The 13,565-nt window shown below is 48.5% G+C and carries 11 protein-coding genes and 1 tRNA gene; 6 read left to right on the forward strand and 6 right to left on the reverse strand.

All coding sequences use genetic code 11. The features are described from left to right. The first annotated feature begins 70 nt into the window (after window positions 1-70). Window positions 71-181 (forward strand): type II toxin-antitoxin system YoeB family toxin, encoded by a 111-nt coding sequence (locus ACMUEV_RS25710; protein WP_242044615.1) that lies wholly within the window; start codon window positions 71-73, stop codon window positions 179-181. Then, on the forward strand, window positions 174-707 hold the full coding sequence (locus ACMUEV_RS25715; protein ID WP_415354695.1) for an HNH endonuclease: 534 nt from the start codon (window positions 174-176) through the stop codon (window positions 705-707). Before ACMUEV_RS25710 ends, ACMUEV_RS25715 begins: the two co-directional genes overlap by 8 nt. Here the strand turns inward: ACMUEV_RS25715 and cas1 are convergent. Further along, window positions 695-1,171 (reverse strand): CRISPR-associated endonuclease Cas1, encoded by a 477-nt coding sequence (cas1, locus tag ACMUEV_RS25720; RefSeq protein ID WP_415354696.1) that lies wholly within the window; start codon window positions 1,169-1,171, stop codon window positions 695-697. The genes ACMUEV_RS25715 and cas1 overlap by 13 nt on opposite strands. Before the next feature lie 81 nt (window positions 1,172-1,252). Here cas1 and ACMUEV_RS25725 point away from each other — a divergent pair, with 81 nt between their 5' ends. Both ACMUEV_RS25725 and ACMUEV_RS25730 read left to right on the forward strand, forming a co-directional pair. Further along, window positions 1,253-2,149, forward strand: coding sequence for an ABC transporter substrate-binding protein (locus tag ACMUEV_RS25725; protein WP_190652375.1), 897 nt, complete (start codon window positions 1,253-1,255; stop codon window positions 2,147-2,149). 174 nt (window positions 2,150-2,323) lie between these two features. Continuing rightward, entirely contained in the window at window positions 2,324-2,953 is a 630-nt protein-coding gene (locus tag ACMUEV_RS25730; RefSeq protein ID WP_242044617.1) for an N-formylglutamate amidohydrolase, read from the forward strand. 233 nt (window positions 2,954-3,186) lie between these two features. Here the strand turns inward: ACMUEV_RS25730 and ACMUEV_RS25735 are convergent, their stop codons facing one another. Both ACMUEV_RS25735 and ACMUEV_RS25740 read right to left on the reverse strand, forming a co-directional pair. Beyond that, window positions 3,187-4,884, reverse strand: coding sequence for a TROVE domain-containing protein (locus ACMUEV_RS25735; protein ID WP_242044618.1), 1,698 nt, complete (start codon window positions 4,882-4,884; stop codon window positions 3,187-3,189). A 73-nt stretch (window positions 4,885-4,957) separates the two neighbouring features. Next, window positions 4,958-5,085: transfer RNA gene (locus tag ACMUEV_RS25740), tRNA-OTHER, on the reverse strand. Window positions 5,086-5,334: 249 nt separating this feature from the next. On the opposite strand from ACMUEV_RS25740, the gene ACMUEV_RS25745 reads away from it, so the two are divergent. After that, on the forward strand, window positions 5,335-8,214 hold the full coding sequence (locus tag ACMUEV_RS25745; RefSeq protein ID WP_190652376.1) for an NACHT domain-containing protein: 2,880 nt from the start codon (window positions 5,335-5,337) through the stop codon (window positions 8,212-8,214). A 4-nt stretch (window positions 8,215-8,218) separates the two neighbouring features. Next, window positions 8,219-8,446: a hypothetical protein gene (locus tag ACMUEV_RS25750; protein WP_348251546.1), complete on the forward strand. Its 228-nt coding sequence runs from the start codon at window positions 8,219-8,221 to the stop codon at window positions 8,444-8,446. On the opposite strand, the gene ACMUEV_RS25755 is transcribed toward ACMUEV_RS25750, so the two are convergent. The 3 genes from ACMUEV_RS25755 to ACMUEV_RS25765 form a co-directional block, all read right to left on the reverse strand. Beyond that, complete coding sequence (locus ACMUEV_RS25755; protein WP_190652378.1) at window positions 8,419-8,952, reverse strand: DUF4174 domain-containing protein; 534 nt, start codon at window positions 8,950-8,952, stop codon at window positions 8,419-8,421. The genes ACMUEV_RS25750 and ACMUEV_RS25755 overlap by 28 nt on opposite strands. Window positions 8,953-9,036: 84 nt before the next feature. Next, complete coding sequence (locus ACMUEV_RS25760) at window positions 9,037-10,491, reverse strand: alpha/beta fold hydrolase (protein ID WP_347277623.1); 1,455 nt, start codon at window positions 10,489-10,491, stop codon at window positions 9,037-9,039. Between the two features lie 109 nt (window positions 10,492-10,600). Further along, window positions 10,601-13,348, reverse strand: coding sequence for a CHAT domain-containing tetratricopeptide repeat protein (locus tag ACMUEV_RS25765; RefSeq protein ID WP_242044619.1), 2,748 nt, complete (start codon window positions 13,346-13,348; stop codon window positions 10,601-10,603). Window positions 13,349-13,565: the final 217 nt, after the last annotated feature.

Raw genomic sequence — 13,565 nt, forward strand, 5'->3', positions numbered from 1 at the left:
GGAATTACTTGAGATCTTGTAAGAAAACCTGTGGCAAAATCCGCCTCCTTACGAGAAACTAATCGGAGATTTGGAAGGTGCATATTCTCGACGAATCAATCTTCAGCATCGATTAGTCTATGAAGTCATCGAGTCTGAGAATACGGTGAAAATTTTGCGGATGTGGACGCATTATGAATAGCTCAGATGACGCGCATACGGACTTATTTTCTATTAAGCTATCCTCGTTTCTGCACGAGATCCGACTTGAGAAAAAGGGGGAATGGAATTTGTTCAAATTTAGCGACGCTTTACAGCTCCGGATGGAAGAATTGCTAGAGAAGCAGAAATCTGACCAACTAGCAGTGGAGGAAATTGGTGAATTGGACGCGTTGCCTTCGGCTCACGTGAAGCGTGTCCGCAGAACTCGATCGAATTTTCACTCATATCAATGCGATGATGGCGGCTCAGAATGTCAATCAGTAATGATGTTCGGCAGGCTGTTCGAGAGAGCAATTTTTTTGTGTGAGTATTGCCATTCACCAGAACGCTTGAGTGCAAATCGTTTTACGGTTAATCATGCGATTCCGAGATCCTTAAACGGTTCGGATGATCTCCGCAATTTAGCTTTGGCTTGTCGGCGTTGCAATGAGCGGCGATATAACTTTGTGGCTGGGATTGATGCCGAAACTCAGGAAGTTGTGCCGATTTTTAATCACAATCCATAAGCAAAACTCAGCAACGCATTCACCGGATCAGTCGGCGGACGACGATTTCGACCTGAAAACTGCCAATTCCCTTTCAACATCTGCGACCAATAACTAAAATACTCCTGTGCCGCCAACCCTTCCATCCCCCGCACTTGATCGATCGTCTTTTGAGCAGCCACACTCGCTTTTCGCTGCTTTAACGGATGCTCTTTCACCCCATGCCGATACAAAACCGTCGCTTGATTGTGGATTTTAGTCGTGACCATCGCTTTCACCAATTCCAACTTCTGCGCCTGATCCTCATACCGCCGATACTGTGCTAATCGAAGTTGCCCATTGCGCGAGTAAGCAGGCAACGCCGATCCCAAGGGCTTGCCAAATCCAGACAGATAATGCACAGGCATCCCGAGTTCTAGGGCATACATCAACACATCGCCCGTTAACTTGCTGCTGGATGGATGACGAGTTGATGGCTCGGTCACAGGTTCTACGGTATCAGGGGTTTGGAAGACGGTAAGCTTTAGAAATACAATTTCGATCTTATAAATTTAAGTTGGCGGATAATGGCTAAGTTACGCTTGGGATTGGAATGGTTTTTGAATCCAGATCATGTGCCTCTGCTGGTGGGGCTGAAGCAGGGATGGTTTGCAGATGTAAATATCGATTTGGAACTGGTTGAACCATCTGAACACATTGATGCGATCGCCCAAATCCAGGACGGAACGCTCGATATTGCCATTACGGAGCCAGTGCATCTGGTTGAAGACCGCGCTAACGGTCATCCGGTCATTGGTTGGGCACGTTTTTTACATACCAATGGTGGGGTCATGTACTTCGCAGGACAAGGAATTGAGCGCCCTAAAGATATGCTGGGTAAGCGACTGCAATACCCCGGCGCACCCTCGGCTTTAGGAAAGGCGATCGCTCAAACGATGATCGAGGCGGATGGCGGTCAGTTTACCGATGATGCCATTACCTCTGTCGATCATGGCTTTTTCCACACGAACGCACTCGTTGAAAACAAAGCAGACTGTGCAACGCTAGTTTTCTACAATTTTGAAGTCATTGAAGCTCGGCTTCGGGGCTACGATGCTCAGTTTTTTGCCCTTAAGGATTGGGGCATTCCAGATTTCTGTCAACTCATTTTCATCACGACTCCAGAGTTACTGCAACAGCGACGGCAAGAACTTCAGGCTTTCCTGAAGGTATTCCGACGCGGGATTGACTTCATTCATCAGCAACCCGAAGCTGCACAGGCAATCTATAACCAGCACACTGGAGCCTATGCTGACGATGCGATCGGGCAAGCCATCTATCAGGCAACCGTTCCCTGTTTCACTTACGACTTTGCAATGACCACTGACTACTACGACCAACTACAGACCTGGATGCACAACACTGGGCAGATTAGCGATCGCTTATCTGCCACCGCCTATTGGACTAACTCACTCGCCCTTTAAGCGGCATCGAGGCGTGCTTCCAACCTTGATAGTGGCAAATGACGGAGGAATGCTCTGGGTCTCCCATCAAAGATGGCTTGAATCCAGAGCGGCGAGTTTTTCAGAGACAAAAGTGGCGATCTCTGTTTTCCCATATTTAAGGATCGAGCAATTTATCTACTGACTAAGCCACCAATGCCAGACCCTTTCCTCCTGCACTTACCTACTGCTCACACCATTCCGGTTATCGCCAGTCTGCCTCACAGTGGATTGCTCATACCGAAGGAGATTACTAACACTTTAGAAGCTTCTTACCAGCACTATTTACCCAATCAAGATTGGCATCTCGATAAACTCTATGATTTTCTGCCCCGTTTAGGCATTACTGTCCTGCAAGCTGTCTATAGCCGTTACGTCGTTGACCTCAACCGATCGCTCCACGAACCGCTCTTTGGTAGCTTTTGGCAATCGGTCGTTGCTGAAAAGACTGCGTTCAACACCGCAATTTATCGAACTCCGCCTTCAAGAGAAGAGGTTGAACAGCGAGTGGAGCAATACTATCGCCCCTATCACCAACAGCTTCAAACTTTGCTGAACGAACAGATTGAGCAATTTGGCAAGGTATATTTGCTGGATTTACACAGTTTTCTTGGATTAATTGAGGATGAAGTCTGTTTGGGGAACGGAAATGGGGCAACCTGTTCTGAACACTTCATTTCTGTCGTTGAAACTGCTTTTTGCTCACAGAGGTATCAGGTTGTTCGCAATAAGGCGTTTAGTGGTGGACATATCACACGGCATTACGGTCAGATGCCGCAAGTTTAAGCGTTACAAATTGAAGTTCGCTACCCGGTTTACCTGAATGCGAAACAACTGGATTGCGCTTGTGTCCCGGATTGGCAGGTGCCAGAGTTTGATAACGCGAAGCATAAGTTTAAGTCAATTTTCGAGCAGATTACTAAAAATCTAGTATCTGCTTAGCTTCCCTATTTCTCATCATTTTGAACCATAAATTGGGAGTACTTTCAATTGAAAAAATACTCCCAACTTTACACTAGTCAAAGCTCTCCTGCTGCAATCATTTGAATTAATCGAGGTGTTCCTGGATCAAACCCGGCAATATCCCACGACATTGAATCTTGTGGATCAATCAGCGAGATATTGTAGGGAGCCAGGGTGACGTAGACAGCTTTTGCCCCAGGATTTACCTTACGGCGATACTCGGCTAATGCCTGGCTCGGATGCTTGCGTCCTGCCCAGCTTTCACAGTCCGTCCAGAAGCAGAACACGTCTGCCTTGAACTTGTGTTTGATTGCCCACTCATACGCGACTGCCGCATCCGTCCCACCAAAATTCTGGTTGCTCGCTTTGGAGATCGCATCGCTAAACGAATCCCGTGCTGTAATTTTCAGGTCACGGAAATCGGTTGCAAATCCGCGAATGACATAGTGCGGTTCAGCTTTTGCTGTTGCCAGTGCCATCGTGGTTGCAATCTCACAGCAGGTCAGTCCGATCGAACTCACGCTGTAGTAAGACATGGAACCAGAAACATCGATCGCATGTAGAAACACCTTGCCCGTTGGCTGCATCACCTCAAAGGAAAGTTCCAGAGCTTGCTCCAGAATATCCACAATGCGGGGAACAGGTTGCCAGGTTTTCTGACTGCGTCCTAACTGTCCACCGGATTGATAAGTCTTGAGGGCTTTCAAGACATCGATCGGGTGGATGCGTCCTTTTCGCAAATGTTCCGCACTGTTGAGGACTTTTGCCACTCGCTTCAGGTTGTCGCGGTTGTCAGCCGTCAACACATCCAGTTCGGTTAAAGATCCCAGATTTCGTAGCATTGCTCCGATCGGCATATCGTTGAACAGGAGTTGCCATGCCCGCTTGTCCATTTTGCCCACGGGGGCTGCCATTTCATGCGTTAACCGACCTTTGGCGATCGCTTCATGAGTTCTCTCCGGATTGCGTTTCAGCCACTCGTACCACCAGATTTGCGCCAGAGCATCCGAGGGAATTTCTTGCGGTAGGTTCTCCCAACCTTGAATGACCCACTGAAATAGCTGGTCGTGGTCTTCCGTGGGCGGTTTAACGTGAAACAGCCGCAGCGCATCCCGGTGAGAAAAGCCCTGGCGCTGCTGATATTTCAACAGTTGATATGCCAACCCTTTTGCATCAGGGTTTGATAACCAGGACTTACCCGCTTCTCGGACAATCTTTCCAAACCCGCGCATTGCTTTGGTGTAGCTCAACCATTCGTAGAAGTGGCTTCCCGTTCTTACCACCTGGGGAAAGATCGATTGAAAAGCGTGCTTTGCTTCAACTGTCTCACCCATTGATAGCAACACCAGTGCCAACAGAGGCGCGCTGTTATTGATTGCCGGTCCATCGCTGGCGTACAGGATCTCTGAGGCAACGCGATCGGGATTGAGAGCGATCGCTTGTTTCAAGACTTCGACAAATTCACTCGTCAACTCCTGCTTGCCTGCGTAGTAAGCCCCTTGAGCCGTTCCAATCAACAGGCAGCGACGCAGCACATTCCAGAGGTCGGCTTTGAACATCCAACCACCGGAACGTCCCTGAATCATGTCTGCTTCCCGACCCGGAATCGGCTGGCTTTGCGGTGTTTGCGTTTTGTTCTGGACAAAAAACTTGTAAGTCATCACAATCTCCTTCAGCCCGTCAGGGCAATGTTTGGAAATTGGCAGGATGGGAGTTGCACCCATATCACCCGCTTGGAAGGCGATAACCCTCATTCGTCGTCCCTTTCGGGCAAGATGTGAACAAGGATGTTTTAGGCGTTCTACTGTTAAACTACCTGCCAGTGTTTGGTGTAGCGGCGCGGGGGTTGCACCCGCATCTCCGGCGATTAAGGGGGGAGTCGTCCAAAGCGATAACCCTCAATCTGCGTCCCTTTCGGGCAATCGTTGGCGCTCTACGATTGAGCTAGCCGCCACAGGGTTGAAAGTCGAGGGTAGGAGGTGAGAAGCGTTCTCTCGTTTCCTTTCCCTTTGATGAATCCAGAATAGGCAGTTCATCTTCCCCCAGGCGAATTGGCATAAAAACGGCTGAAAGGCTTCCTCCACAGAAGACTTGAAGTTAGGGGAATGGTGGAACCGGAGGAATTCCCCTGGCTTCTGGGGGAAAATGTGAGTTAGAACCGTGAGATATTCTCAAGTTGTCTCCAAATTCCGATTCTCCTAACAATGGCACGCCCCAGTTACGGACCTGAAGCCAAAAAGCGATCGCTCCACCTGTTCATAACCTTGCTCGACTACGCAAACGACGAGTTGGACTGTGATGAGGTGGCTTTGGATGGGCTGCGATCGCAGATTCAGACCCACTGGCAGACCGAGCAACGGTTAGTGGTGCGAACAAAGGTTCGGTTCTTAGAGGCTTTGACTAACCTGGCGAAATCTCCGCTGAATGGCGAACAGATCAAGGAGGCATTGCGGCGATTTGAGGATTTTCTAGAGATCCTAGACGACAATCGCCCCAACAGGGGTGGATCTGAAGTTTGGCACTTCACCCTTAACCTGTGGCACAAGCGGAGCGATCGCCCAGCCAATCTGCGTCAATTCGAGCAGGAATGGGAAAAACGCCGCCCCCAGAAATCGAAGCAGGTGACAGGCAAGGAACCTGTAGAACCAGAAGATTCGGGAGCGGATAGGCAAGATTCCTGGTGGCAACTTTGCCGTAACAGTCTGGAATTACAGCAATACGAACGGTTGACGATTAATCCATTGACGGTCAGCGATGGTATGACCTTCAACCTGGATGAACTCTATCTTCCCCTAGGCTTGATCGAACGCAAGCAGCGGCATCGCAAAGCTGATCGCTCATCAGTCGGTTCACCTGTTGAGGACGGAGACGAGCCAGAAGACACCCTCTCTTTAGAGGAGTTTTTTGACCGTCTGCGATCGCTCGAAAAACAACGAATCGCGATCGTAGGTGAACCGGGTGCAGGTAAAACGACGCTACTTCAAAAAATCGCCGTCTGGCTGCTAGAGCAGGGGGTACTGCCTATCTGGATTTCCCTGGCAGATTTGCAGGGAGCGACATTGGAGAACTATCTCTTACAGGACTGGCTGAAGCAAGCAACCGGGAAGATCAGTGTTCCTCTAGAGCTTCAAGAAGCGTTTGTCCAACAGTTTGAGCAGGGGCGGGTGTGGCTACTGCTGGATGCGATCGATGAGATGGCGATGGATGGGGCAACCGCACTGTCGAGCCTTGCCTGTCATCTGCGAGGATGGATTGCCAATGCTCGTATCATGCTGACCTGCCGCTCGAATGTTTGGGACAGTGGTAAAAATGCCCTCGATGGGTTTACAGTTTACTGCAACCGCAGTTTTAGTTATGGACGTGGAACTGATGGGGATCAGGTGGGTCAGTTCATCGATCGCTGGTTTCAGGATCATCTGGAGTTGGGCGATCGCATGCAACAAGAATTGAACAACCCTCAGCGAAAGCGAGTCAGGGATGCGGTCAAAAATCCTCTCCGATTAGCCTTGCTTTGCCGCTCCTGGTCACTAGCTCAAGGAGCATTACCGCAAACAAAATCCCTGCTCTATCGGCAATTTGTCGAAACACTCTATGAATGGAAGCAGGATCGCTTTCCCACTACGATCGCCCAGCGGCAGCAACTCAATGAAGCATTAGGGCAGGTTGCGCTGCGGGCACTGTTGCAAAGGGAAACGCGCTTTCGACTGTCCCATTCCTTCGCTCAAATTGCATTTGCAGGGTCATTAGACTTAATGACTCTGGCATTACAACTGGGTTGGCTTAACCAGGTTGGAATTTCAGTGACCACAGGCGAGAAGATTTACGCCTTTTACCACACCACATTCCAGGAATATTTCGCCGCACAAGCCATTTCAGATTGGCAGTTTTTCTTTGATCCGGCTCACGATTTTCCAGTTTTTCATGCGTCCTGGCGAGAGGTGATTCTACTCTGGTTGGGGAGAACGGATATTGCTGTTGCTGAGAAAGAGGCGTTGATCACAACCCTCATGAATTTTGACGATCGCTGTGGCGGTTTTTATTCCCATCGAGCTTACTGCTTGGCGGCGGCAGGGTTGGCAGAGTTTCCCCAATCTGGTCATGCCTCAAAAATCCTGGCTCAACTTCTCCAATGGCGATTTGGGGTATTTCCTGCTTCCCTCTGTGAAGGAGCCAGAATCGCGTTGCTGCGAACCGATCGCCAGCTTGCAACTTCGGTTTTAGAGGAGTTTGTCCAGATTGCCGAAAATCCCTTTGCTCGTTGGCAGGCAGCTTACACCCTGGGTAAAACGCTTGATCCTGGCAATTCAACGGCGATCGCTGCCCTGCGTCAACTCATTGACACTCTACAGAGTGAAGCTCTGAAATTACAAGTAATCGAAAGCCTGGGCAGAATTGAGCCAAGTCATCCGATTGTGCTTACTGCTCTAGAGGAGATTCTGGAATCAACCCAGGAGGACAATATTCGCCGGAGAGCCGCTTATAGTCTGGGAAAAATCAATCCTGGTCATGAGAGAGCGATCGCTACTCTAAAGCAGATCATTCACTCAACTGAAAATGCCACATTGCGACTGCGAACCGCAGAGAACTTAATCGCCCTTGACCCACAAAACAGTGTTGCAAATGCTGTACTCCAGCCAATGAGAAGGTCTGAGAAAACAAGTCAAAAACATCAGAATAGAACAACTAATCAGCAAGATCTAAAACACCTCATTAGTACATTAGAACAACGATTATTAACAGCAAAAGACTGGGCGAATCAGCGGCGAATTGCCTATCGACTGGCAACGCTCCAGCCTGGACATCCTGGAGCGATCGACTGCTTGTTGCAAATTCTTTTGAACGAGAAGATTCCAACTCACCATAAACGAGTTGTCGAAGATTTGAAAGAAGTCATGTTGGAAAACCAGTTAAGCCATGTCGTCTATCAATTAAGCTTGTTGTTTACAGACATAGATCTTTCAATTTTCAATCAATCTTTCAAGCAATCTACAGTGCAACTGCATGAGTGCCACAAATTATTGTCATACTGCGCTCAGCAGATGTCTTATGCCGAATTCTCAAATGCCTGGCGGAAGGGAGCTTGAGGATATGACGACGACTCAATCTTTTCCGGCAGATAGCGAAATTGAAGCCATCTTAGAACAACGCATTGAACAGGAAAACAAAGGGTTAGTATTGTCGCAGGGATCATTGATGGAAGCCGACAAAGCCAGTGACACTGTAAAGGACAACATCCTAGGGACGGGCAGAAGACTGATCAAACATCGCAACAGCATTCCTGCCAATGGCTATTGTCGAGAACGCATTTCTTGCTGACGCATGGGCATCGCATCGATCGTGCGAAACAGCCCTGCTAAATCAAGTGGAGTTTGGCTCCGTTGCTTCTCCGTACCATCCTTACCCACCAGAATCACTGCAAACTCCTCAGGGGTAATCCCAAACTGTTCTCTTAGTTTTTCCACCGATGCTGAATTGAGCGATCGCCCATCAACTTGGCTCTCTCCAGTTCCCAAAATTTGCACCAGTTTCAGATCGCGATTGCCTGTCCCTGCTTCATCCGCCTGCCATACCTGCATTTGTTGGCGATACTGAGATGAATCAGTCGAGGGGGCAAAGACCAGCAAGATGCGGTTTTGCCATTGATAGTCGCTCAGCTTAAATTCAATTCTTTGGGAACGATCGGGGTTTGCTGCAACATTGGCTGTCTCTAGTGACTGAGCATGAGAAGGGTTTGGCAAATCACTCATAACAATGAAAGGCTGAGGATAGGCACAGCCCTGTAACAGGGACAAAAGAACGACAAATTCAGTTAAAGACTGCATTGGGGTATGAGAATAACTTTCTTACTGTAACCAAATCGCTGCAAGAGAGACTGGCTCTCAAGGGAGAATTTGAAAGTATACAGGTCAGGCAGAAAGAGGAAAACCCGCTGCCAATAACCAACCGAAGAATAAAGCAGAGCCGATCGCGTAAACCCATGCTTGGTTGAACAGACCAGCAATCAGAGACAAGATCCCCATCAGTGGCGGAAATAGTGGCAACAGCAAAAACATAAATCCCAATTGAGGTAGGAAATTGAGCGTCAACACGAAGCCGCCGATCAGAACGATGCTCTGCCCCAGCCACCAGAGAAGGCGTTTACCGACCCCAATATTTTCTTGCACGATTCCCGCGGCCAGAAACCAGGGGAAACAGGCGATCGCCACGGGCAACCACACTCTTAGCCGAATTGGGATCAGCCACCATTGAAGCCAAACCACCTGCGCCATTGCACCAAAGGCAATCCAGAGAATGACAAACAGCATAATTCCTAGCCCAACGGCGCGCAGGGTAGGGCGAGGTAGACGCGCCAGTATTCCCAGCCAGGTTAACCCGGCAATCAAAAACCAGACCCCAACCGCTCCACCAACTTGAACGCCACCCAAGTTCTGGAGGTCAAACCGCTGACTCAGCAGTACTAACCCTGCCGTTGCCGCCAGTGGTGCAGCGATTAAGCCTGTCCATCGTCGGATAGGAGCTATTTTTGTGGGGATGAATGGAGGGTGCGTTAGGAGAGGTGAGATTGCGGCTAATCCAATTAACCAACCTAACAGGTGTAGTCCGTACCATGCCATGCGGCGATCGCGATACTGGCTATCACTGGTTCTGCCAAATGCTGCATCCAGCCAACGGAGGGCTGACTGATGACTCCCATCACTAAACAAAATAGTGATGTGTTCCACACCCGGAATCACAACTAATTCCCGCCCCTGTCCTGTTGCCAGATTCGTGTTTTCTCCCCCAGACTGTGCCAGCAATCGTTCGGCATTACCCACAAATCGCCCCTCTCCACTCCCTGCCTGTAGTTGCAGATTTCGCGGAGATTGGGGAGTGACATTCGCCCCCGTTGGAGAAACTGCAACCGTTGCAGCAAAGCGTTCTCGATCGCGAATCCCAGCATTCATCACAATCCCGCTGCCCATCGAGTGCCCTAGCAGTGCCAGACGACCTGGGTCAACCTGGGGTTGTTCCAGGAGAGCTTGCAACGCCCTCTCCAGATTCTGCTGCAGCTCATACCGCTCTAAGCGCGTTCCATTTGCGCCATGCCCGTCAAAATCCCAGAGCATGACCGCATAACCCGCATGAGCCAAGACGTGCCCATAGCCGAGCATCAACTGTTTAGAACCTGCAAACCCGTGTGCCACAAGGACTCCTGGAATTGTCTTTGCCCCTTGAGGAGCGAGATATAGCAGAGGAACTCCTTCTTTTTGGAACGATCGCACGTCCAGCCCGGATCGGGCGAATGCGATTCCCAACCAGGACGAAACAACCAGCAGAATCGCGAGTACCAGGAGTCCTAAGCGTTTATAGTTTAATTTCACAGGCTTCAGCCAACATTCAAACACCACCTACTGGTGTAACGCAAAACAATCTTCAGGATTTGAAAATCTAGCCAATATCTCGAAGGTAGCGATTCATGATTCAGGTATTTCACCATGCTTCTCCAATGAGAGTGAAGGCTGCCCAGTTTTTGGGATTGGGATGCGTCTTGAGCGTAGCTAACATCGCTTGACGCAGAGCTTGTGCTTTGTCAGGATTGCGGTTGAGCTGTTGATAGAATGCCTGCATAAGTTCAGCAGTCGGAGCATCAGGCACAGCCCAGAGAGAGACAATTACGCTCGGCACTCCTGCGGCAATAAACGATCGAGATAATCCCACCACACCATCTCCTGTCACACGCCCCCGACCAGTATCACATGCGCTTAAGACGACTAAATCAGCATTTAGCTTTAGGTGTGAGACTTCTTCAGCAGTTAAGATGCCACTATCATTTTCAGAGGGGGCAAAGGCTAGCCAACTTTTGAAACCATTGCGATCGGAGAATGATCCATGAGTTGCGAAATGAATGACTTTGGCATCAGAGATTTTCTGAAGAATTGTTTTTTTAGTTCCTTGCTGACCAGTCAGTGCTTGGGTGTTAAATAAAGACGCAATTGCAATAGCTTCTTGCTCTGCATTTGGTAAATTCGAGAGTCGTTTTGCTTGTGCAGAATTTGGATCGATCGGCATCAATGGATTGCCAACGATTAAAGTACTATTACCTTGAGAGCGAGAGTTCAGCGCACGAGTTTTATCTAGCAATTGAATTGAAGAAGCAGTCCGAATGGTATGCTGTTCAATCAAGAATTGACCGTTTGCAGCTTTGAGAGCAGGGAAAGGAACGAGGAAGAGAGTTCCATCCGGAATAAAAACAATGTGTTGGTTTGGATCAGTCGGGAGTAGAGATGCGATCGGTTCAATCAGCAATTGGTGAAGGGTTCTAAAATTTGCGTCTTGATCAGACTGAGCACAAGGATTTTTCTGGGTTGTTTCTTCTACAATTAACCAATCCGATTGGGCACTCCGAACCCCGATCGATTGCCGACTATTCCCAATCAATTGTGTGATAGAAGCGCATTGTTGCGGTAAAACATCTGTAAGCTTCACCTGTCGAAAGTCGATTGTGCCCGTCGGCTGAATGACCCAAATGTAAAGTTCTTGCTTGCGTTCATTGAGCGAATATTCAACCAGGGTGGCATTTTGCGATCGCGCAATGTGTCGAAGTTGATCCACACTCGGTGCTGCCTGAGAAGGTGAACTCGTCGGCTGTAACTGTTGGCTTAACCGTTCGACTAACGCTTTCGTTCGTCCCCATTCTGAGATTGTTAGTGCTGCTTCAAATTTCTTCTGGGCAATCATCACCTCTTGTAAGATGCGATAGCTCACAGCTTGAGTTTCAAAGAATGAGATTTTGTTTGCTTCAGACAGTCGATCCAATCGAATCGATTCAAACACTGCGATCGCGCTTTTCAGGGATTTTTCTGCTGAAGCAAACTGACGAATGTTGAGGTAAAGAGCGCCTAGATTGTATAAGGCTCGTGCTTCCCCAGATCGATCTTTGACCGATCGATAAATCGGCAATGCTTCATTGTATGAGCGAATCGCATCTTCGTAGCGTTGCACAGCTTGATAAGCATTGCCTTGATTTAATAAAACTTGCGCTTCCCCGTTGCGGTTTTTGAGTGCTCGGTAAAGGGGTAAAGCTTCTGTGTAAGCTCGAATTGCATCCTCATAGCGTGAGACTGCAACATAGGAAATTCCACGATTCATCAATGCTAGCGCTTCTCCATCAGGACTTCTGATCGCTCGATAGATTTTGAGAGCTTCTGTATGTGCCTGAATTGAAGCAGCGTGCCGAGACATTGCACCATAAATAATTCCTAAGTTACTCAGTGCTTCTGCTTCACCTTGAGGATTTTGAATTGATCGAAAAATCGACAAAGCTTCCGTATAAGCTGCGATCGCTTCATCATTGCGATCAAGCAAATCATAGACCACTCCCCGATTCATCAAGACCCCTGCTTCTCCTTTTCGGTCTTTGATGGCGATCAAGATCGGTAAGGCTTGATCGAAGACGGTTAAAGCTTCCTCAAATCGGGAGAGAAAACGGTACGTATCTCCCAAGCTAGATAATGCTGAAGCTTCAGCACGACGATTTTTAAGTTCTCGAAAGATCGGTAAGGCTTGATTGAAAGCTGCGATCGCGTCATCGTAACGAGAGAGAAAACGATAGACAATTCCTCGATTCATCAACGCTGAAGCTGCATTATCCCAGTCCTTGAGCGCTTGGAAAACTGCGAAGGCAGCACCGAAACCTGCGATCGCCTCGTCATTGCGAGAAAGGTAAGCATAAGTGATACTGCGATTCAGCAGGATTTTTGCTTCAAGATCGAGATCGTTCGTTTCACGAGCAATGGGTAGTGCTTCATCAAACGATCGCAGCGAATCTTCATGACGAGAGATCATAGAGTAGGCACTTCCTCGATTCATGAGAACGACTGCGGCATCCTTGCGCCGATTGAGTTGTTGAAAAATCGAGAGTGCTTGATCAAAGGCACGAATTCCTTCTGCATAACGAGATAGCAGTGTATAAGAGCGTCCTTGATCATTCAAAAGCTCTGCTTCATTTTGTCGATCGCCAATTTCTCGATAAATTTTGAGTGCTGCTTCCCAAGAGGCGATCGCAGCTTCATGCTGCTCAGATTTGTACTGCTGATGTCCTTGTTTTGCTAAGCGATCGGCTGCTAATTTACGCTGACTCGGTTGTACTTGAGCAATCGTTTGAGTCAGCGCGAATGATGGATTTGTGCCGATACAGAGAAGCGCGATCGCGAGAAGTTTGAGAGAGCGTTGCATCATGAGTCCTTGATCGTCCGGAGTCCATCTTAAAAGAGAATCTATTTGCGGTTTTTTATTTTTCATTCTTCTCGCTAAATTTGCGGAATTCCGTAAATTTGCCAAAATGCTTCTGTCTGTTTCGGCACATCAACTGTGTACTCAATATATTCCGCTTACAGTTGCATATCCTGGCAAAGATGGGACTCTAAAAAACTGCATAGATTTCAGCAAGCGAGTA

The organism is Leptolyngbya sp. FACHB-1624 (assembly GCF_047649235.1).
In the GTDB taxonomy this organism is placed as follows: Bacteria; Cyanobacteriota; Cyanobacteriia; order Leptolyngbyales; family Leptolyngbyaceae; genus Leptolyngbya; species Leptolyngbya boryana.